Source organism: Pseudomonas sp. LAIL14HWK12:I1 (assembly GCF_003202095.1).
GTDB lineage: Bacteria > Pseudomonadota > Gammaproteobacteria > Pseudomonadales > Pseudomonadaceae > Aquipseudomonas > Aquipseudomonas monteilii.
Genome location: NZ_QJKG01000002.1, coordinates 839,406 through 858,719 on the forward strand (window position 1 = coordinate 839,406; position 19,314 = coordinate 858,719).

The 19,314-nt window shown below is 59.1% G+C and carries 21 protein-coding genes; 12 read left to right on the plus strand and 9 right to left on the minus strand.

Annotated elements, in window-relative coordinates; genetic code table 11:
• Positions 1-51 precede the first annotated feature (51 nt).
• From D906_RS08790 to D906_RS08800, 3 genes are read left to right on the plus strand one after another with little or no spacing between them, the layout of a single operon-like run.
• Complete coding sequence (locus D906_RS08790) at positions 52-894, plus strand: hypothetical protein (protein ID WP_019097465.1); 843 nt, start codon at positions 52-54, stop codon at positions 892-894.
• Positions 894-1,472 carry a hypothetical protein gene (locus D906_RS08795; RefSeq protein WP_025754292.1) on the plus strand — a complete coding sequence of 193 codons (579 nt, stop codon included), beginning with the start codon at positions 894-896 and terminating at the stop codon, positions 1,470-1,472. Before D906_RS08790 ends, D906_RS08795 begins: the two co-directional genes overlap by 1 nt.
• 37 nt (positions 1,473-1,509) lie before the next feature.
• Complete coding sequence (locus D906_RS08800; RefSeq protein ID WP_019097463.1) at positions 1,510-2,358, plus strand: hypothetical protein; 849 nt, start codon at positions 1,510-1,512, stop codon at positions 2,356-2,358.
• A gap of 86 nt (positions 2,359-2,444) precedes the next feature.
• On the opposite strand, the gene D906_RS08805 is transcribed toward D906_RS08800, so the two are convergent.
• On the minus strand, positions 2,445-2,798 hold the full coding sequence (locus tag D906_RS08805; RefSeq protein ID WP_019097462.1) for a hypothetical protein: 354 nt from the start codon (positions 2,796-2,798) through the stop codon (positions 2,445-2,447).
• A gap of 12 nt (positions 2,799-2,810) precedes the next feature.
• Positions 2,811-3,374, minus strand: a complete 564-nt coding sequence (locus D906_RS08810) for a hypothetical protein (RefSeq protein WP_232062831.1) — start codon at positions 3,372-3,374, stop codon at positions 2,811-2,813.
• Between the two features lie 846 nt (positions 3,375-4,220).
• Here D906_RS08810 and D906_RS08815 point away from each other — a divergent pair.
• The 5 genes from D906_RS08815 (at position 4,221) to D906_RS08835 (ending at position 10,636) form a co-directional block, all read left to right on the plus strand.
• Positions 4,221-7,151 (plus strand): DotA/TraY family protein, encoded by a 2,931-nt coding sequence (locus D906_RS08815; RefSeq protein ID WP_025754291.1) that lies wholly within the window; start codon positions 4,221-4,223, stop codon positions 7,149-7,151.
• A gap of 125 nt (positions 7,152-7,276) precedes the next feature.
• Entirely contained in the window at positions 7,277-7,672 is a 396-nt protein-coding gene (locus D906_RS08820; RefSeq protein ID WP_019097458.1) for a hypothetical protein, read from the plus strand.
• Positions 7,673-7,784: 112 nt separating this feature from the next.
• Positions 7,785-8,237, plus strand: coding sequence for a hypothetical protein (locus D906_RS08825; RefSeq protein WP_019097457.1), 453 nt, complete (start codon positions 7,785-7,787; stop codon positions 8,235-8,237).
• Between the two features lie 27 nt (positions 8,238-8,264).
• The gene (locus tag D906_RS08830; protein WP_027614898.1) at positions 8,265-10,070 is read left to right on the plus strand and encodes a DUF2235 domain-containing protein; all 1,806 of its coding nucleotides are present in this window, start codon (positions 8,265-8,267) and stop codon (positions 10,068-10,070) included.
• A gap of 131 nt (positions 10,071-10,201) precedes the next feature.
• Positions 10,202-10,636, plus strand: a complete 435-nt coding sequence (locus tag D906_RS08835; RefSeq protein ID WP_027610084.1) for a hypothetical protein — start codon at positions 10,202-10,204, stop codon at positions 10,634-10,636.
• 40 nt (positions 10,637-10,676) lie between these two features.
• Here D906_RS08835 and D906_RS08840 read toward each other — a convergent pair whose 3' ends face one another.
• Together D906_RS08840 and D906_RS08845 are read right to left on the minus strand one after the other, a co-directional pair.
• Entirely contained in the window at positions 10,677-11,918 is a 1,242-nt protein-coding gene (locus D906_RS08840; protein WP_025754288.1) for a DUF6685 family protein, read from the minus strand.
• A 36-nt stretch (positions 11,919-11,954) separates the two neighbouring features.
• Entirely contained in the window at positions 11,955-12,488 is a 534-nt protein-coding gene (locus tag D906_RS08845; RefSeq protein ID WP_019097453.1) for a hypothetical protein, read from the minus strand.
• A gap of 303 nt (positions 12,489-12,791) precedes the next feature.
• Here D906_RS08845 and D906_RS08850 point away from each other — a divergent pair, with 303 nt between their 5' ends.
• Positions 12,792-13,283, plus strand: a complete 492-nt coding sequence (locus D906_RS08850) for a hypothetical protein (protein ID WP_019097452.1) — start codon at positions 12,792-12,794, stop codon at positions 13,281-13,283.
• The gene (locus D906_RS08855; RefSeq protein ID WP_027614899.1) at positions 13,280-13,933 is read left to right on the plus strand and encodes an OmpA family protein; all 654 of its coding nucleotides are present in this window, start codon (positions 13,280-13,282) and stop codon (positions 13,931-13,933) included. The genes D906_RS08850 and D906_RS08855 overlap by 4 nt, the downstream gene beginning before the upstream one ends.
• A gap of 21 nt (positions 13,934-13,954) precedes the next feature.
• Here the strand turns inward: D906_RS08855 and D906_RS08860 are convergent, their stop codons facing one another.
• A complete protein-coding gene (locus D906_RS08860) occupies positions 13,955-14,302 on the minus strand; it encodes a hypothetical protein (RefSeq protein ID WP_019097451.1) in 348 nt (115 codons plus the stop codon).
• A 114-nt stretch (positions 14,303-14,416) separates the two neighbouring features.
• Here D906_RS08860 and D906_RS08865 point away from each other — a divergent pair, with 114 nt between their 5' ends.
• Together D906_RS08865 and D906_RS08870 are read left to right on the plus strand one after the other, a co-directional pair.
• The gene (locus D906_RS08865; RefSeq protein WP_019097450.1) at positions 14,417-15,028 is read left to right on the plus strand and encodes a hypothetical protein; all 612 of its coding nucleotides are present in this window, start codon (positions 14,417-14,419) and stop codon (positions 15,026-15,028) included.
• A 69-nt stretch (positions 15,029-15,097) separates the two neighbouring features.
• Entirely contained in the window at positions 15,098-15,850 is a 753-nt protein-coding gene (locus tag D906_RS08870; protein ID WP_025754284.1) for a hypothetical protein, read from the plus strand.
• Positions 15,851-15,891: 41 nt separating this feature from the next.
• Here D906_RS08870 and D906_RS08875 read toward each other — a convergent pair whose 3' ends face one another.
• From D906_RS08875 to D906_RS08890, 4 genes are all read right to left on the minus strand, one after another.
• Positions 15,892-16,326: a hypothetical protein gene (locus D906_RS08875; RefSeq protein ID WP_019097448.1), complete on the minus strand. Its 435-nt coding sequence runs from the start codon at positions 16,324-16,326 to the stop codon at positions 15,892-15,894.
• 14 nt (positions 16,327-16,340) lie between these two features.
• Positions 16,341-16,766 carry a hypothetical protein gene (locus D906_RS08880; protein WP_019097447.1) on the minus strand — a complete coding sequence of 142 codons (426 nt, stop codon included), beginning with the start codon at positions 16,764-16,766 and terminating at the stop codon, positions 16,341-16,343.
• Positions 16,767-16,844: 78 nt separating this feature from the next.
• Positions 16,845-18,047 carry a hypothetical protein gene (locus tag D906_RS08885; protein ID WP_177325370.1) on the minus strand — a complete coding sequence of 401 codons (1,203 nt, stop codon included), beginning with the start codon at positions 18,045-18,047 and terminating at the stop codon, positions 16,845-16,847.
• A gap of 144 nt (positions 18,048-18,191) precedes the next feature.
• A complete protein-coding gene (locus D906_RS08890) occupies positions 18,192-19,283 on the minus strand; it encodes a M23 family metallopeptidase (RefSeq protein ID WP_232062873.1) in 1,092 nt (363 codons plus the stop codon).
• Between the last annotated feature and the right edge of the window lie 31 nt (positions 19,284-19,314).

Genomic DNA, 19,314 nt, shown 5'->3' on the forward strand with positions numbered 1-19,314 from the left:
CCCCGCAGGCACTTGAAGACTATTTTGGATTGGAAAACCTTAGGTACGTATATGCGACCAGCGAATGAAGTGAAAGACGGGGCCAAGTTATTGTCGCTGGCCCAAGGGCTGCGGTCCCTGCTGGTCCCCTCGCCGGATGTATTGGCAGACACCGTCAAGGAGTTGCACCCGCTGGTCAACTTGTCCGACAAGGTGCTGCCGCTGAAGTCGTATTTCAACATGGTCCAGGACATCCAGCGGACCAAGCATACCCATGCGGCCATGCGTGCGGCGGGCGAGCCGCTGAGCCGCGAAGCCGTTCAGCAGGGTGTGTCGCGCAAGCTCTGCACCGAAGACATCTTCATGGTTGCCTGTTCTTTCCTGGAGGTGGAAATCGGCAAGCAAGGGTCGGTCTACTACCTGAGCGGCGAGTCGCCTGATTTCAAGGAGACCAAGAAGAACCGAAACCCGCTCGACTTGTCCGATGAAGTCGTGCTGAAGAGCCTCTCAAGTGGCCTGGCCCGCCCGGACACCGATCGCGGGGCAGTGGAGCGAGGCCAGATCGACAGCGGTTTCAACCACCTGGTGCGTCTGAACCAGCTGCATAACCTGATGCTGGAGTCGGTTCGCCTGATGAAGGCGGACGAACGCCTGACCAAGGTTGATATCCGCAAGAAGTTCAACATCTCGCACACCGATTACGAGCGCATGATGTCGATGGCGCGCCGTTCGGGGCTGATTTCGTTCCGTAACCGCAAGAAGGATCCGTCCAACGCTTACACCTTGCGCAACGACAATCACGAGCGGGTTTCGGAGCACGCCAAGAACTTTGGCCACACGCCGCAGAAAATGCTGAACAAGATTCTTGATGACTTCTTCGGGATGCTGGAAAAGCGCAAAAAACACGAGGACTGATGTTGATGGGGACCCAGGGCCATAAGGATGTCGGGCCGGCAATAGGTGCAGAAGAACGGGCTCGTGTAGCGCGGGCCGCCAGGCAAGTGGTGGCGTACGCCAATTTTCTGCGCTGGACGGCAAACTTCAAGCGGGACGAAGTGCTGCGCCATCCCGAACACGATCGTGTGATGTTGCTCTCGCCCATGCAAAGTGGGCGATTCAGCTTTGCGCTGGAAGGCGACACCCTGTACGTGGGTGTCCAGCCATTCGAGGCCGCCTGGGCTTCGTGCATGCCTTTCGAGGCCGCCTACGTTTCCGATCGGCTGTACCTGTCGGTCGAGGGGGTCAGCTTCATGGACTCGCGCATGCCGCCACTGGCGCTCGGCATCTTTGTCGACGAGGGCAGCAAGCGTGCGCTCATGGCCAATGCCAGGTTCGTGCAGTTTGTGCAGGTGGGCGTACGTGATGGCTACGTGGTCGAGGTGGGTGAGCCCTGTGGCGACCCTGTCGAGATGCGTGCAGGTGACGTGGTGCGCCAGCTGCGCGAGACTCGCCAGGCGAAGGTCAGGCAGCAAGACATGGGGCGGTTCTTCTGATCGCGCTCAAGCAGATTTTTCAAGTAAGGACACGAGCATGACCAAGTGCAAACTCATCCTGCCCCTGCTGGCGGCTGCGGCAATGGCAGGCTGTGTAACCACCGAGCAGATGCCGGACGGGACCACCAAGATTCGCTTTTCGGACGAGGCTGTCAGTTCGCTGACTTCGATGATGCCCAATGCCCTTGTGACCGGGGTTGCGGGAGGGGCCGGTGGTGGGGCGGTCAACCTTATTCCCACTATAAGTCCGTTGGGGACCGGTGAGCCACTGTACCTCAACGGGCAGTTCGAGCTGCAATGCGCATCTGCTTTGCTCTACAGCGCAAAGTCTGGTCGGCCGCTGGAGGCGCAGATTAGTAACAAATGCCGCTCCAGCTACTTCTTGCGCCAGGAGCAGCTCAGGATGGCGGGCAAGCCCTATGATCGAGGGGCGCCAGCGTATGAGCCGTCCAATCCGCCAAATGAATACTGGGCCAAAGTGGTGGGTCGCACGGTAAGCCAGTTGGCGGCTACGGATAAGTTCACTGCGCGGTTTGCCGGGTATCCGCGGATCGAGAACGGTGGCGCTATCACGATTGCCGTACGTTTGCTGGGGGAAACCCAAGGGACTTACGCTGCATTGGCGACCACGCCAGCGCGTACGCCGGTTGTTCTGGATGATGCGCAGTTCGAGCTGGGGATGCGCCAGCGTGCGGCTAGTGTCAGCAACCAGGTCGTGGATGCTATCGCGTGCGATGCGGTGCTTGCGTACAGCAAGACCGTGGACAAGGGGCCTAGGCCATCGAACATTTCTGCCAGTGCATACACGCGGTATGAGGTGTTGTTCACTGTTGCATCCATGGGGTGCAAGGACAGTACCCGGCAGTTCAAGACTGCTTCGCGATAGGGTGCGAGTTCGCCGGCCTTTTGCTGGTGATGGCAGGCACAAAAAAACCGGACGCTGGTCCGGTTTTTTTGTGCCTGCATTTGTGGCTAGGGGTTCATGTTCCAGGTGTCGTCTGCTGCTGCCGCTGACTCATTGATCCCTGTACCGTGCGCATCGGCAGCGGTCAGCCAGTCCTGGCTGACGTCTGCCTGCTGGGCAGCGCGTTCGTGGGCAAATTCGCGATCCAGAATGGAGCCCTCGATTGACGTTATGAGTGCTGGGGATGCCTGGCCATATTCGCCCAGTAGCGATCGTGTTGCTTCTGGCGGCAGTTGGCTGATGGCGTTACGCAGTTCGCGGCCGTATTCGGCCAGTACGGGTTGCTTGGCGATGACGGTTTCCGTCGATTGAGAAGGAAATACGGAAGCGGTGAAGCTCTGAAACGCCTGTGCAGTCGGCATGGCCTGTGATCCTTACATGCTGTAGTCGTTGCTGCTCTCGCTGCGTGGCAATGATGCGTTGGCATAGCGGGCGAAGGTCTTGTCCAGATCGGCCGCCAGGTAGCGTTGTTCGCTGTCGCGCAGCATTCGCTTCATGCCGTCGGCATCGGAAGAGGCTGCAATTACCTGCTCGCGCACGCTGGCAAGCAAACCTTCCCGATCTGTCCGCGAGCCAGGCGTGTTGTCGATCGCTTCGAATGCGTCGAGCAGTGATTGGTGCAGATCGGCCTCTGCGCCACTTTTCCGTGATGGGCTGGCCGCTTCGAGGTTTACGCTGCCGATCACGGCACGGTGGATAGCGGTGAATACGTTCACTTCGGCTTCCCGGCTTTGCATTACCCGATCTGAGCTCAAGGTGTGGGGGGGTGTAGCGCGCAGGTATGCAGACTCCTGGTCGGCCAGTGTGTCGATCGTCTGGCGGATTTTCTGGCCGTCGGGGCCTTGCCGCAGAGCGGCTTGCGCTACGTTGCCAAAACTGATTGCAGGGTTGCCCGAGGCCTCGATCGCTTTTTCGCGCATTAACCCGGCGCCGATCACGAATCGGCTCGCATCACGTATTGATAGCTGCATCTATGTCCGTCATTTGTTCACAGGGCTTGAGCGTGCCCGATTCAGTCGCCAGTCCGCCGCGAGCCTCGAGGTTCGCTGCTTGAGTGACCATAGCATTTTTACTGTTATTTTTCTTGTGCTTGAGTCGGATAAATCGGTTTTCTGGCGGTTTAAGGTATCCCTTGGACGGCTGGGTGCCTTGTGCCTGGAAAATGTTCGTCAGGCGATGGGTAAGCTCATTCGCCCATTAAATGGGGGGTTGACGCCAATCATGCCGCTCGCCTGCTGCGCTGGCCAGTAGGTGAAATGTCTATTTACACAACTTTACAAAGCCGATTGAGCGGCTTTTTGAGGGGGTGTCACGCGGAATTTTCCAGAAAAGGTCGAGTGATAAGCACCTCTCCAGGTATCGAAAAGTTACTTGTGCTGACGGGGCGAGCGATATGCGCGGAAAACAGGTTGTCTGTATTTTTCCACTTTTATCGTGTTTTTGACGCTTTATTGCGTCATTTTTTTGGATTTTATCGCTTCCCGAATTTCCCTGTCAGTTCCCGCCTTGTCGTGATGATCAAGTCTTTACCGTTTCTTGTTAATTTTCTTTCGTATCAATATTTTGATTTTTTGACGATTTGTGGTTTAAGATTGCCATGTTTTTTATATCTGAAGGATCATGGTTCGTAGGTCAGCACCATGGCTCAGGCTGCAAGCCCCTGTGCAGGCCAGCACGCGCAGGGCTGATGCCGCTCAACTCAAGGACGACGGAGCATTCCAAAGGAATTCGTCGCGAACGATTTAGATCAACCGTCCGCTATTCGATTCAGGTAGGTATTCCCAATGGCTCAGATGCCGTTTTCACCGTGCAGCGATCCAAGCGACTGCAGCGACCAGTCAGTCAAGATGCTTGGCAGGATTTTTGGCCCGGTAATCGATACCTTGGTCAATGGCACCGACCCCAACACTGTGCAGGCAAGCGCAAACATCCTCGCGACGATGTTCGGCTTCTTCAATAGCGGAATCCTCATCATCGGTTCGCTTATCGTTTCCTACGTTGCCGTGATGGGTGTAACCAACACGGCCAACGATGGGGAGGCGATGGGCAAGAGCTGGTCCTCGCTCTGGACGCCTGTGCGGATCGTGGCGGGTGGCGCTGTGCTGCTGCCGACGACAAGCGGTTTTTCATTCATTCAGCTCATTGTCCTGATGTTTTCCCTGTGGGGCGTCGGCTTTGCCAACGGCACCTACAAGGCGGGGATGGCCATGGGCGTCCTGTCGCCGAACGGTATCGTCGAGGGGGTCAACTCACCGGGCAACTTCTATGGGTTGCGCGATTTTGCCCGCAGCTACCTGGCAGCGACGTACTGCGCCACGGCGGCCAATTCGATCTATGCGAACAACCCGGCGTCCGGTGCAGCCCCTGAGGTCAGGGCTGAGTCGTCCCAGGACAAGCTCGTCACGACAAATGGCCGCACCGAGTACATCTTCGAGATCAAGGACCGCAACAAAATTACCAACCTGGCAGGCGGTGCGCCTTTTTGTGGCACCGTGAAGGTGGCGGTTTACGCGGCACAGCCCCAGACAGAGGCGATGGAGACGGCGCTTGAGTCATTGCGGGTGAACGTGCAGGGCAAGAAGCGTGAAGCCGCGACGGGCATGATGAAACAGTTGGACAGCTGGGTGAGTACCTGGCCTGCGACTATCAACGACTCGGGCTGGGACGCAGTGGACTCCGACCAGTTCAATGTCATCGTGAACGAGGCTGAACAGAAGGTCGCGACACAGCTGTACTCCCAGGTGAACAGTGACAAAGGCGATGTGGAAGGTGGCCTCAAGGACTTCCTGGATACACTCACGAATGATGGCTGGGCTGCGGCGGGCGGATGGTTCCAGCGTGTTGGCATGGTCCGCGGCCAGATTGCTGGCGTGCTGTCAGAGCCGGTCGGTTCGGTCAGCGCTCCCTCCCTTGGCGCATTGCCTGCCGACGCTCGGGCGTCTTTGCTGACCCACAGCGTAACCACGGTCACCGAGGCAATCGACAAGAAGGCGGAAGAGAAGCCCGGGTACAAGCAATCGACCACGTCCAAGCCGGAGGACATAGCCAGCCTCATTCCCAAGGACCCCAACAGCGATATCAATGTCGGCTCTTTGAAAGCTGACATGGACTCCAAGATGTCATCGTTCGTCAACGGCGTAATGCTGAACGTGGTGGAGATTGCAACGGGGGCGGGCAGCAACGGGCAGACGCCATTGTGCGGCACGGCCGGGCAGATGGGCGGCTCGATGAACCGCATGAAATGTGTGGGAGATTACTTGACCGTTGCGCGCGCCGGCATTCTTGTGGCCGATGTGGCTATCAAGACGGCCGGCACAGCGATACGGGTGGTTGCAGGCGCGCTTTCATCGGTCAAGGGCTTGGGTAACGGGCTTGATCTGGACAAGGTCGTCACCCCTCTCTGGGACTGGGTATTGACGGTGCCAGTCAAGCAACTCGCCCTGATGGCATCCTATATCGAACCCTTGGCGTTCTACTTTGCAGTCTTTCTCCCTAGCTTGCCTTACACGCTGTTCATGATCGTCTTTGTTGGATGGGTACTTGCTGTACTGCAATCGATTATTGCTGCGCCGCTGTGGGCGGTGATGCACATGACGCCGGATCGAACGTTCGTGGGATCCCAGACGCAGGGCTACCTGTTGCTGCTTTCGCTGTTCGCTCGCCCTGCGCTGGCTGTTCTTGGCCTGTTTGCTGCGGTGCTGGTGTCTGACCCGGTGATCGACTACATCGCCCAGGGCTTCTTCGCCATGCGGGGTGCTGTGGTGTCCTCGTCAGGTGGTGTGGGTGCCATTTCGGAATTCCTGACCTTTGCCTGGTGGTTCATGGTCTTCGGGCTGACGTTGTTGCCCGTGCTGTACATGATCTTCGGCTTGCCCCAGACATTGCCTGACCAGGTGCTGCGCTGGATTGGTGCAGGCATAGGTGACCTGGGGGAGACCAATGCCGTTGGCCAGATGCGTGGTGGCATGGCTTCGGTGGGTGCTGGAATACAGGGGTCCGGTACAGGCATGCGCCTGGGGCATGACAAAGGCAGGCTGCCACCGCCAGACGGCAATTCACCAGGTGGTGGGCCTAAAGGGGGCGGGTCTCGCGGTGGTTCGGGTGGTAATGCGGCGCTGGTCAGCGCGAACGGGCAGGGTGTCGGGGGCTCGTCTTCCGGTGACTCGGGCGCGAAAGCCCAGGCAGAATCGGGTGACAAGCGCACGCTGGGTGAAAAGCGCAGTGAGGCAGCCGGTGTAGCGTTGGGGCGGGCGATTACGGGGGGTACTGCCGCTACCGGCAGGACACTGGGCAGGGCAGGTAGCGTCGCCTTGTCCGCCGGGCGTGCTGGCGTGGAGTCATTCCGCGAATCTGGTTCGGCCTCCTTGGGGGGGCGAGTGCGTGATGCTGTTGCCAATGGTGCGCTGACAGCGGGGGCAGGCATGGCTTCTACTGCAGTTGCTGCGGGAGCCGACTACAAGCAGGCCTTTTCGACGGCAGGTGCCGAAGGCAAGGCCGCTTACAATGAAGGCGCAGACGCTCGAATCCAGGCATTCAAGGATTCGCTGAAGGGGGGCTCGGCGCCTGCAGGGAGCCGTGCAAATGACGATCAGACTGCCACGTCGGAGGCAGGGGCGGGCAGTGCCGGCTCCGATAATCGACAGTTCAATGACACCTCGCTCCCCGCGGGTGCCGGCTCGGAAAGCGCCAAGGATGGCGATGAAGAGGGCCAGTGAAGGGCTGGCTGGCACATCGCCATCGGTCGGCGGGAATTTTCCGCGCCACTGGTTGTCTTGGACGAAGACGCGCAATCGTGTGCGCACCCTGATACGCAACCCGGATCGCTTGGCGGAGACTTCGCATGGCTGAGAATCAACTGGAAGACCAGCTTCGACGGCTTCTCACCGGCCTGGCCGATCAGGCCATCGTGCGTGGTGAGCAGTTCATCTATGACGGCGGGGAGTTATATGCCGATGATGTAGCGGAAATTGGCCTGGTGGCGGTGTTGTGCATTGCCCAGTCGCTGTCCGAGCGCGTCGGTTTGGGTAGCTTTGGCTATGCGTTCCAGTTGGCTGCGCCCGCCAACCCGATTTTCCCCATTCACGCCACTGCACCCGCGGTGCTGCCTGACTTTTTCAGGGTGGCCCCCTTTGTTTCTGCGGTTTTTCATGGCGAAGTACTGGAGGCGAAGGGCGACTTCACGCTCCTTTATCATGCTGCAGCGCGACGTATGCAGACGCCTTCGAATGTGCCCTAGAAACTTGGATTTCTGAAAGCACACCGTTTTTGAATATGGATTGACCTGGCATGCAATCAACTTCCTTTTCCCTGCGCTCATTTTCATGAGCTGATCTGTTCTGGAGCCCTTCATGCAAGATGATGAAAACACCGGCCAAGACTCAGGCGCCGATACGGAGTTGCCGGATGGCGTTTTTGCGCCGATGTCGGGCTATACCCACGAAGACCTGCTGGCGGTTGCCCAGATACCTACCCAAGCCTTCCTGGAAGCACAGGGCGTCGACCCTGGCCTGATTCGCGAAACCATCATTGCCCTGGTCTCTCATCTGTACGCCAAGTTCGAAGAGCAGGGTGTCGAGTACCAGATCGCGACGTGGTATCAGAAACCGTATGACAACCTGGACAGGCGCAAGCGCAGCATCATCAGTATGGCCGAAGAGTTCGGGGTGCTGGCACTGCGTGCATCGGCAGACGCTTTGCGAGGGTCGCCGTTGATGGCCAGGGGGCGTGAGTTCTGGGAGCCGCTCATCGACCAGGCCGGGTTTGCCATACGCGATCACATTCTGAAGTTGAATGCGGACTGATCCGACGTTTGTTCATAGGGATATGGCATGAGCGATTCATTGCACGTCACGGTGTACTTTGATGGTACGGGCAACAACAAGGACAATGACCAGCCCAAGGGTACCCATACCAATGTTGCCCGGCTTTACGAGCGGGACCGTGCGCAGGGGACCAACCTTGCCCGCAATTCGGCTCACGTGGCGCTGAAGTACGAGGGCAGGCAGCATTATGGGCTGTCGGAAAAGATCTACTTCGACGGGGTTGGAAGCCAGAGAGTCCAAGGGCCCAAGGCCATGTTCGAAGGTGCCACGGGCAGCGGCAGCCAGAACCGGATCGAGCAGGCCTATGAAACCCTTGTCCGGTTTCACAACAAGAACCCGGAATTCCAGGTCGATGTGAATGTGGTTGGCTTCAGCCGTGGTGCCGCGCAGGCCCGTGCCCTGGCCAATGTGTTCATCGAGCGCGGCGTGCCGATGCTCAATGACCAGTGGAAAGCAACGGGCGAGTACCTGATCCCGCCCGGAGAGGCGCGTATCAACAAATTGGGGTTGTTCGATACTGTCGCGTCTTATGGCAACCCGAAAACGGAAAGCCATGTGGCGAAGAATCTGGCTATTCACGAGAACGTCGCTTCGACCACACACCTGATCGCGATGAATGAGTACCGCGATACGTTCCCGTTGACCAGCGCGTTGCGAAACAGCGACAACTCCCGGATAACAGAGCTCAAATTCGCAGGGGCACATTCGCAGATAGGCGGCGGTTATCGTAATGACGTGCTGGCGGCCGGGCCACTGGCGGTCATGTACGAGGCGCTGGTGTCCGCTGGCGTGGAGCTGCAGCCGCTGCTGCCAGAAGATAGGCAGCGAGTCGAGCAATACAATGTGCTGATCAAAGACCTCGAACGGGTGCAGGAGGCCTTGATCGATTCGCGGCTCAGAAAGGGCAATGAAGCGTTCAGGCGAAACCCGGATGGCTCGCTTGAGGTGATTGACAATACACCGTTCTTCTTTCAGCGCGGTACGTTTGACAAGTCCAAACGGCAGAGTCAGCCGTTCGCGCAGGCTGTAGAGGGCCGAAAAGTCATTTTCGAAAACGATGACAGTCTCGGCAAGCTCGCTGTCCAGCGGGTGGGCAAGCAGGTAGGGCAGTTGCTCTGCGGGCTTGGAGACAAACTCAAGGATGCGATGTTCGAGCGTGCCGAGGCTCCAGTCACCCTTGAGCAAGCGCGGGCGGAACTGTTCGATGAGTTGGCCGCGGAGGGTGTGAAGCCAGAAATTGTGGCCTTGGCTCAGGTATCGGAACTTTCCGAGTTAATGTCGAACTCGAAGCCTGAAAAGGAATACCTGCAAACGCTGGGGCTTGAAGCGGTTGCTGTGCCGAAGCCGGGGCTAACGGCCAGCCACGCAGTTGTGAAAATCGACTCCAGAAGCTCATCAGCATTTGCTGATCTGGGTTTTGAATACGAGGCCAGCCGTATTGTCGCTGATGCCGCAATAGGTGCACTTGCCAGAGCGCCTCTGGATATTGATGATCCATTCATGCTGCACGACACCAACGGCAATGTGGTGGGTACCTTGGAGGCCGTGCACAAGGTGCCTTCGTTCGACATCGAGAGCGGCGTGTTGATTGCGATAGATATGCAGCATGTTGCGCCGGCGGCACAGGCCGGATTCCTCTACGACGGCTTCAGGCAGGCTGCGGAGTGGATTTCCGGGCGACCGGAAGGGCTGTTGAAGGACGGCTACGAGCTTGTAGGTGCGGATGGAAAATCATCGGTCCGGTGCGTGGTTGCCCGCCCTGAATCTGCTGAGCTGGAGCGCACTGCGCACCGGAGCGCTCCCGAGCCGTGAGTAAGCGAAGCTTGGCACTGTTGTAATACGGGTGTTTGCAAGCATTGGCCTTAAGGTTTTTTGTTGCCCGCTTGCTTAGAATGCACCTGTTGCCGACGGTGGTCGGTCAGTCAATCGGTAAGGGCTAGAAGATGAAAATCCACAAATACCAGCCAGGCACTTTCATCGAGGTCGATGACATGGCGGGTGGTCGCCGCGTTGGGATGGTCTGCAAGGACGGCGTGACGTTTTGGGATTTGCTCGATTCCGAGCGCTGCACGCCGCTGACCATTCATCCTTCCATGAAGCCGGAAGAACTGGGAAATCTGGTCCAGTTCAGCCAGGCTAAAGCCTTGGGCAAGGCGCTCCAGGCGTTGGTCAGCCACCTGCAGGCAGTGGATGATCAGCGGCTGGGCAGTGATCCGCTGTTTGTCATGCGTGCGCTTTGGTTCGTGGGGCAGAAGGCGAGCGGTGAGGCATATGTGCCCGATGCTGGGACGCTGCTATGGGCCTGCGAGCAGGCCCAGGCCCAGGCGCAATCGGCGGAGCACATTCACCAGTTGGCCGGCCAGTATTGCTCGGTGTAGGCCGGCATGACATTGCTCGCTCGCGCCTTGGTGAGGCCTGTCAGTCAGGGGTCGGTGCGTCGGGCGTTGCCTGTTTGGCAAGTTTGCGCTCGTGAAGCCTGGCATAGCCGTCCACAGTAGCGCGCAGGGTGTTCAGCGCGTGCCCGGAGGTGGCCCCAGGGCTGTGTCGGGCCAGCGCATCGTAAACGCTCTGGGCGTCGAGCCGATGAACGCCAAAGGCTTCGTCCATGGTCGCCTGCTCCACGGCTTGCCAATCCACTTGCGTTGCCAGCTCGTTGCGAAGACGGGCTGCGGCGTGCTTGCCGAACAGGTGCGCGACACCGGCTTTCGCCTCCAGCTCAGGCAAGGCTTCAATGCGCAGGCGCATCTCATCCTGACGGGGCCGGCGCTCTGCTGCTGCGCCCTGGGAAGCAAGTTCCACCACCACGTCGCCCACATTGGTAAAACCTTCGCTGGCGAAGACTTCTGCCACTTTGCGTGAGCGCGCTTCGTCTCTTGGCAGGAAGATCGCCAGGCCGTTGTCGTATGGCTGCGGCAGGTCTGCCCAGTAGTGGGTGGCCCTGAAGTCGCGCAGGGCATCGAGCGCTTCAGCAAAAAACGCATCTTTGGCAATGGCGTAGATGGCGTACTGATCATTGAGTTGAGCCGCAGCCTCGGCATCCAGGCCGTGGCGAACCAGGCGACCTTGCAGCGCAACGGGTTGCTGCAACTGGCCGGCGATATGCCGGGCGGCGACGAAATGGTGCGAGCCACCGCTGTTGGCAAGGTACAGCCCATCGTCCCAGCTGTACTGGAGCAGGAAGTCGCTACTGCCACGAACGATACCGATCTCAGGCCAGCGCAGGTTTTGCGCAAGCCCTTCCTGGCTTACATCCCGGATGAACGGCTGGCAGGCCTGTTCAGCCATCTGCTGCATGGAGAAAAAACGGTACAGCTCGGATTTGGAGGCGGACAGGCCAGTGACGTCACCAATGTCGCAGTTGAATCCTGCCGAGGTTTCGGTCTTGCCCAGTCGGGCCAGCGCCGGAATGTGCCGGTGCTCGCTTTGATAATGGCCGCCGCTGGTGCGCCAGCCCCTGACTTCGCCGCGTTTCTCGCTGCCTTGGCCATGAGGCCATTCATGCCAGCGCACCACGCTGGATGAGGCGATGACGGCAGCGGTGTCATCCACTCGCATCCGAATACCCGGCGTATCCGCAATCACCTTGCGTAGCCGGGCGGGGATGCCCAGGTCGTCCTTGACTGTTTCCAGGAACTTTGCAGCCAGTGTTCTGAAACTCATGGTGTGACTCCATTCGGCGCCAGTCGGCGCTGGGTATTACTGTGTGACGCGTTTTACGGCGTCCGCCGCCTCGCGTGCCGTGCGTTTCAGTGTTTTGGCTACCGTGCGCATGTTGTTCGAGCAACTGATGTAGGTGTCGTTGCCATCGACGTAGAGCCACAGGTCGTGGTTGCCAACTTCCTTCTTGTAATCGCCGAACTGGTCCTTGGGGATGTCGGCCAGCCTGGCGACGGTCTGGATGCTTTCACCAGTGAATGCGCCGGCGTAAGTATCGAAGTCGCCTTCACCATTGGAGCCGGGGTGCATCGATAGCCGAGTGATGGCGCGGCCGAAAACATCCACTGGGTTGGGAACGGTGTATTCGCCGTCGGACAAATCCGAAGCCTGCACGATGGCCTTGCCGTCGGCGGCGTGGATCAGGGTTTCGAACTGCTCGGGCGATACGCTGCGCTCGCAGGTAAGCACCTGGGAAAGACGTGCCCTGGCCTCCGACTGGTCGATCTTTGCGGCATGAGCTGTAGAGCAGGCGAGCGAAACCAGCAGCGGCAGGGCGAGTTGCAGGGCTTTCATGCGTCAGATCCTTCTGGAAGACAAATTGCTATCAATTTAGCTTGTTAGAAAAACGTTTTTTGTATGGTGTGAGTTTGCGCTACGCCTTGCGTATGGTCAAGTGAGCGCCTCCCTATGGCAGGGATTCAAACCTTGACGGCACAGGGCCTCAAACTCATACTAGCCATTAGAATAAACATTTTTCTGATAGGTCATTTTGACAGTTGACAGGATGTCGAGCGCTGGCGAGTACCCTTCGTTACCGGTTGCACAGACGTTTGTACTGGAACCTGGCGTTCTGGCCCTTACAAGGAGTTTCATGGCATGTCCTACCCGCTACCTCCACTTGCCGTGGTGCCGGGCCTGAGGCTGGTTGGCGATCGCCGCGCCGCCTTGTGGCTGTTGTCGGTGCCTTTGCTGGTGGCACTTGTTGCGTTTGCCATCGCAGTCGTTGCAACCCTGATGGGTGAAATGGCCGAAGGTTCGCCACGCTTTTATGCCGCTGCGCTTTCCCTGTCTGCACTGTTGCTGAGTGTGATGCTGCTGCCCGCCTACCTGCTCAGCCTGGGCTGGTACGCATGGTGGACGCGCGACGGTGACCACCAGAGGCTGCGTCTGGGCCTTTGGCTTGCACCGCTGGTGGCGCTTCTGTTCGCGTGGTTCCCGGCCACGCTGGTGCCCGGTCTGCAGCCACTTGGCCAGGATGCCGTCGACCCGCTGCGCACCTATTTGCTGGCAGGCATGCTTACCCTGATGCTGGGGTATGCCTGGTCCGTCATCGTTTACCTGATCTTGCGGTACTGGAGAGATGTATGAGCACCATTATTGCCACCCCTCGCCGGGTGCTGCCGCTGATGCTGGCCGTGATGTCGGCAGTACTCGCCCCGAGGGCTTTGGCGGGGTTCGAGGTAGTAGAAAGCGCTGCTGCGCCGGTCCCCTACCACTCATCTACTGTCCAGGGCGTTGATACGGCGCAGATGCAGCAAACCATCCATGCGTTGAACGTCGAGATCCAGAGCCTGCGGGTTCGCCTGGCAGCAGCAGAGGCCGATGCCAATGGTAGCCGTCAGGAGTTGCTGGCGATTCGGGCGCGGCAGGACCAGATCCAGTCTTCGATCAACCACATGACCCTGAACTTCGCCTTTGGCCACTCGCGCTTCAACCCCAGTGCCGAGGATGGCGATATTCTGGTGCGCTCTGCGCAGGACGCGCTACAGGTGAAGATCATTGGCTTTACCGACAGCGTCGGCACGGTCGAGGCGAATCGGCGTGTTGCCTTGCTGAGGGCACAAGCCGCAAAAACATATCTGGTGCGGCGCGGTGTGGCGGCAGCGAAGATCAGTGCCGAGGGACAAGAGGGCGACTACATTGCCTCGAATGAGACCGCGAGTGGCCGCGCCGCCAATCGCCGGGTTGAGTTCGAGTTTTTCGGCCAGTACCAGGCAAGTGCGGCCCCTGCTCGATAGCGGCGGGGCCATGCCTGCAAGTCAGGCCTGCAAGCGCATGTCGTCGAGGAACAGTCGCGCCTCGGCGGCAGCGGCAATGGTAGCGTCTGCAGGTGCCTCCCAGGCTACGCCGTTGTAGCGCAGGCTGTAGCTTTCGCGGCAGGAATGAAAGCCGATATGGGCCCAGTCAATGCTTTCACTGCCCGTCCATTCACCCAGAATCTCTGATCGCGCCGGGCCGGCTGCCCGCCGTTTTTCGATCTGCGCGACCACGTTGGCGAACAGGCGCAGGTTTTCGAGGTCGATGCTGACCGAGGCGGGACCAATGTTCAGCACGCCACCGACATTGCCGGGCGCTGGGTGAAATGCACAGTGAAACGGATGGGTCATGAGTACTTCCTATGAGGTCTGGGCTGCACACATACAAAAAACAAACAACGGAAAGTTGGACCTGTCGGCAGGTTGAAGTTCAGTCTAGTCCAGACGGTGTGAGGGAGTTTGAGCATGTATTCGCTGTACGAACTTGAAGCTTTTGTGGCGCAGGCCATCAGTGGCGATGTCTTCGAGCAATCGGGCGGTGGTTTCGTCGGGGTAATGGCCAAGAGTGTGCCTGCCATTCAGAAAGACATTCCGGCAGCGTTCGAGATGTACACACTGCTGGGGCATTTTCTGAAGTCGCTCCCGCTTCGCCAAGGTAGGCTAACCTTCGACGCCGCAACGCTCATGCTGGAGCCAGGTATCGTGGTGGACAGTGAGGAAGGCAAGGTGGTGGCATTGCTGCCAGTCCAGGCCCATCAGTTGAGTGAGGTGGCGTTCTGGCTGGCCGACGCACTGCCTAGTCGAGAGGTCAAGGCCATGCCCGGAATGCTTGCGTTGATGTTCACTGTAGAAACCCATGACGAGGTGAAACACCTGCTGCCGGAATGGCTGGCTGCATTTTATGTCCAAGGTGACGGCAGGCACTGCGTTCCAATCCTTGCCCTCAAATCGGTGTTGGAAGATGAGCGCTTTGGCGGGGATTGGGTTGCGGTTGCCCTTCACAGGCTGACTGAATTCGCCCTGCCCCAGGCAGATGCCCAGCAGGCTGCCGGGGCCGAAATCAGAACAACCAGGTAACCGCACTGCCCTGTACCAGGCTTTGCCGGTGGGCATGCATGACGACATGCGGATCGAAGGAGGTAGCAAATGGATCACAACTGGGGTGCGGGCAGGCGCGGTGGCGGCCTGGACGGCGGTTATACCGGGTCGCTTGACCATGCGATCTCCAACCTGCATGTCGGGCGGAGCCAGGGGCGTCAGGAAGGGCGCAAGGAGGGTTTCGATGAAGGGCATTCCCACGGCTATTCGCAAGGGTGGGACGCCGGTGCGGCGTGTGCCAATGAAAAACTGGAGCCACTGAGGGGCTACGTCCGGCAGTATTTCGAGGAGGCAGTGCAGCTAAGGGCCGTTGTCGAGCGCCAGGAGACAATGATCGACCTGATGTACCAGCAGCTCTCCCAGGTCGCCAAGGCAGGCAAGCACGCCGCGAGCGGGCAGGGGACTGGAATGTCGGAAGCGCTCGAGGCGTTGCAAAGCACCAATGACTTGTTGCAGGCAAGGGTTGAGGTAATGGATGAGCATTATGCAGCAGCGCTCGAGCAGTCCAGGTTGCGAGACCAGCAGTACAAGCGCAGCTTGGTGTTCATGCAGGCGGTGCAAGGGCTGCTCGAGGAGCTCGTCGCCGACGATACCCCTGAGGCACTGCACATCCGGCAGCGTTTTGTTGAGCGTTACCAGAACCAGGTTGCCCATGGGTTACGAGGCGGGGATATCCAGGTTGCCCCGGAACTGGACGAGGTGTTCCAGAAGCTGTTGCCCGAAACCCAGCAATTCATTTTGAGGATGCAGCAGTCCGTCGCCCCAGGGCAGGACGCTGAGGGCTCCGATCCAATGCTTTAGGCCCTCGGGCAGGGCCAGCACTTATCGAGGGCCTTGCCAGGCTATGGGAGCGGTTGATCCGCGGGTGGGGTTGCTGGAGGCGGGTAGGGCGACTCGTGGCCAGGGTTGGCTGGCGCGTCTGGGCTACCTGGGGCGTCGACAGGTGCGCAGACCAAGGCAGTGCGCACCTGCGCCGGATACTGCTGCACCTGATACCCGTAGGCAGGCGGTTGGCGTACCTCGGGCGCCTGGCACGTGCCTTCGATCACGCCCTGCTGCGGCGTGGAAAAATCACAGCTTTCACCTTCATAGCGATTGGCACACGAACGGTAGGCAGAGACCGGCGTCACCTGCTTCGGCACGGGCACATAGATAGTGGTGTTGCGCGGTAGCTCTTGCCATTGCTCTTCAGCCCCTGCGGGAGGGGCCTGAGTTTGAGCAGTACTTGCCAGGGCCGATGCACTGAACGCCAACACCAGTGGCAGGATCGCTTTCACGGGCGCCTCCAGGGTCACATGCCAGGTTCGTAGTCCGAACCACTACGGTGCGAGGGGGCCGGGTCGCTGTGGTCCAGGCCGGCATTCACTTCCACGCCGCGTTCTTTCATTTCGCTGATCATGTACTCGTAGCCGACGGTGAAGTGAGCCAGGTCGTACCCTGGGTCGGCATCCTTGATTTTCGAGGTCAGCTGGACGATTTCAAGCTTCACCGGGTCCGGGGTCTCGTCGGTATCCCAGTTGGTCGAGTGGTTTTCCAGGTTGTTCAGGTGGAAGGCCTGGCTGAAGGGCTTGCCGTCCACGGTGATCTCCTTCGCCAGCTTTTCATACAGGTTTTTACCGCCCAGGCCTTCGTCCAGCTTGGCATCGACTACCCGCAGGAAGTCCAGGTGGGCCTCCGGTGTGGCGGTGATTTCTTTCCAGCTGCTGTACTCGGTCATTCCGTTCTCCTTGCTTGGATGAATGCGTTTGCCTTCATGGCTCATTTCGGCATCGACTGGCCTGGCAGCATGCGGGCCTCATGGCGCCATGTCGTTGTCCTGCGAACCACCACCGGGCCTGTTGCGTACCAGGTTGACGATCCCTTTCACCATTTCTTTCAGTCGCTCGAAGATGCGCTGCATGGACTCTTGCAGTCGCTCCAGGTGCGATTGTGTTTCCCCTTCGAATGCAGGTGTGTCCGCCGCATTGCGATGGATGCTGTCACTGGACGTCTCGAGGCGATTCTTGAGCTTGTCGTAATGCGGATTGCCTTCGGTTTCGGGGTTCAGCAACTCTTCCTGCGCACGCCCGTATTGCCGGGTCCAACCGGTGAGGGCCTTGTCCATGGCTTTTTTCTGGTCTTGGGCGTCAGGTGACTGCCCGACGGCGTCCACAAATGCCTCGTGCAAGTCGGTGAATTCACCGTCAGGTTTCATCTTCTCGATCACTTCGGGCACGGTCAGGCCGGTTTGCTCGGCACGTGCTTCGATCTGCTCACGAACCTGCGGCATGTTTTGGGCATTCCAGAAAGCCGTGTGGGCCTTTTCGTAGTTGCTGGCGGCTTTTTCGACCTGGTCCACCCGGTATTCGGACAGGCGAGGAAGGACCTGCACACGACCAGTCAATTCGTCGGCAACCGCTGGCGCCGGTGCGGTGTTGGCATCCTGGGTTTTCGCCCCCCCCTGCAAGGCATCGGCGAGGGCGCCTGCACCCTTGCCGATCCCTTGCAGGGCGGCCCCGGTCAGCGAGGCTACGCCACTCACAAGTTCGGCGCTGCCACGCAGCAGGGACTCTGTGCCGTTTGGCTGGTGCTGTGGCTGTTGGGCCTCTTTGGCGCTTGCAACATCCTTGTGCTCATTGAGCGACTCATTGATGCGCCGCACTTCCTCGGGGTCGAGTGAAGCACCTTTGGCCTTCATCTCGCCTACTACCTTCATCAGCGCATCGAGCGCGCCTGGATCAATTTCAGCAGCAGCTTGTGAAGCGGTGTTGACGGGTGATTGTGCAGTCCCCGGCGTTTGCTGTTTGCCCGCCTCGGCGTTGAATGCCTTCAGGGCTGCAGCATCGATCGTTTGCACGTTCCAGGTTCCTTGCCTGTGATCCAGGCGCAGGGGGGCGCCCAATTGCGTGGGCGTGCTACTCATGGCCCGCTCAAGCGCAGGGTCCTGGAAGGTCAGGTTACCTTCAGCGGTTTTCAGGGTGATGCTGTAAACGTTTTCGCTGACACCGTCTTTGTTCAAGGGTGCTGCGCCATGATGGACCAAAATGCCTGCATAACTCCGCCCTGGCTGGGCTGTTTGCCCGGCAGCAGAATCAGCGACGGCTTGATCAGGCTTATTGAGGTCTTTGGGTTCCATCTGTGTTTACCTTTCGTGGGCGCCGCGTTATTCAATGGATCTGGACACAGCTCCTTGCTGGGCGCGGTCATGCGCCCAATCGGTCTGTGCCCTTTGACCTGCCAATTTCTGCGACGCGTAAACGGCAAGTAATGCTTCAACTTTTTCCTTCTTGCGATAAATCGCTTCCGCCAAGTAATTGCTGACACCTGTCGCCCGGTTGTAGTCCACCCACAGGGCGCGGCTGGAAACATGCGTGATGCTGTTGTTCCACTCGGCATCGCTGAACCGTCGGGTGGCTTCGGTCATTATCATTTCCGAAACCGACATGGCGTCGTAACCACCGATGGGGGCTGTCGGCAAGGCACCATAGCCATCGGAGTCGGACAAGTACATCGCAGGTGTTTTTCCATCTGCTTCTGCCAGCGCTGCATCGGCGTTTGCCGCTGCCACTTGCACGGGCTCGGCGGTGGAGTCTGGCGCAACGCCGCCAGAAGGTACATTGCCGAAAAGTTTTTCGTGCTGCGCCTTGGTGTCCTTGCCCAGAATAGGGTAGTGCTCCGGGTGACCGTCCTGAATGGCGTAAGTTTGGCAGAAATAGGGGGCCGGGTCAGTCTTCCAGCCAATCCCGTCCTGGCGGTTGAACACCGGCGGTAGCTGGGCTGGGTTGAAGGGGCCGCGCTGTGCGTTTTCGGAAAACGCCTTGGCCCGTGCTGTGTCCTTGCTGGATGTGCCGTAGGTGAAGTGCAAGTGCTTGGTCATCGAGCTGCTGGGGGTGTTGCCCGAAAGACCCAACTGTTGGCCGGGTTTTACCTTGGCCCCGCGTTTTACCCCATTGGCAAAGCCGCTGAGGTGGTAGTAGGCGACGATATCGCCATTGTCCCGCTTGATCAGTACGGCGTTACCTGCAGACCCACGCAACCCGGCGAAAGTGATTTCACCTTCGGTAGTGGCGTACACCGGCTGCGAAGCCCCGCTGGTGGAGAAGTCCAGGCCATCGTGCATATGCGCTTTCTTGTTGGCCGAGCCAAAGTTGCCGGCGCCGCCGCCCCGAAACTTGCCGAAACGGCCAGAAACAATTTCCTTGTCGGTCGGCGATACCATGCAGGTATCTGCAACAGCAATGTGAGCGCCGGCCATGAGCCCCAAGGTCACAACGCCACGCAAGATC

Excerpts from the sequence above, each read along its gene's own strand:
- D906_RS08790 (WP_019097465.1), top strand. The coding sequence starts at position 52 with ATGCGACCAGCGAATGAAGTGAAAGACGGGGCCAAGTTATTGTCGCTG.
- D906_RS08795 (WP_025754292.1), top strand. The coding sequence starts at position 894 with ATGTTGATGGGGACCCAGGGCCATAAGGATGTCGGGCCGGCAATAGGT.
- D906_RS08800 (WP_019097463.1), top strand. The coding sequence starts at position 1,510 with ATGACCAAGTGCAAACTCATCCTGCCCCTGCTGGCGGCTGCGGCAATG.
- D906_RS08805 (WP_019097462.1), bottom strand. The coding sequence starts at position 2,798 with ATGCCGACTGCACAGGCGTTTCAGAGCTTCACCGCTTCCGTATTTCCT.
- D906_RS08815 (WP_025754291.1), top strand. The coding sequence starts at position 4,221 with ATGGCTCAGATGCCGTTTTCACCGTGCAGCGATCCAAGCGACTGCAGC.
- D906_RS08820 (WP_019097458.1), top strand. The coding sequence starts at position 7,277 with ATGGCTGAGAATCAACTGGAAGACCAGCTTCGACGGCTTCTCACCGGC.
- D906_RS08825 (WP_019097457.1), top strand. The coding sequence starts at position 7,785 with ATGCAAGATGATGAAAACACCGGCCAAGACTCAGGCGCCGATACGGAG.
- D906_RS08830 (WP_027614898.1), top strand. The coding sequence starts at position 8,265 with ATGAGCGATTCATTGCACGTCACGGTGTACTTTGATGGTACGGGCAAC.
- D906_RS08835 (WP_027610084.1), top strand. The coding sequence starts at position 10,202 with ATGAAAATCCACAAATACCAGCCAGGCACTTTCATCGAGGTCGATGAC.
- D906_RS08840 (WP_025754288.1), bottom strand. The coding sequence starts at position 11,918 with ATGAGTTTCAGAACACTGGCTGCAAAGTTCCTGGAAACAGTCAAGGAC.
- D906_RS08845 (WP_019097453.1), bottom strand. The coding sequence starts at position 12,488 with ATGAAAGCCCTGCAACTCGCCCTGCCGCTGCTGGTTTCGCTCGCCTGC.
- D906_RS08850 (WP_019097452.1), top strand. The coding sequence starts at position 12,792 with ATGTCCTACCCGCTACCTCCACTTGCCGTGGTGCCGGGCCTGAGGCTG.
- D906_RS08855 (WP_027614899.1), top strand. The coding sequence starts at position 13,280 with ATGAGCACCATTATTGCCACCCCTCGCCGGGTGCTGCCGCTGATGCTG.
- D906_RS08860 (WP_019097451.1), bottom strand. The coding sequence starts at position 14,302 with ATGACCCATCCGTTTCACTGTGCATTTCACCCAGCGCCCGGCAATGTC.
- D906_RS08865 (WP_019097450.1), top strand. The coding sequence starts at position 14,417 with ATGTATTCGCTGTACGAACTTGAAGCTTTTGTGGCGCAGGCCATCAGT.
- D906_RS08870 (WP_025754284.1), top strand. The coding sequence starts at position 15,098 with ATGGATCACAACTGGGGTGCGGGCAGGCGCGGTGGCGGCCTGGACGGC.
- D906_RS08880 (WP_019097447.1), bottom strand. The coding sequence starts at position 16,766 with ATGACCGAGTACAGCAGCTGGAAAGAAATCACCGCCACACCGGAGGCC.
- D906_RS08890 (WP_232062873.1), bottom strand. The coding sequence starts at position 19,283 with ATGGCCGGCGCTCACATTGCTGTTGCAGATACCTGCATGGTATCGCCG.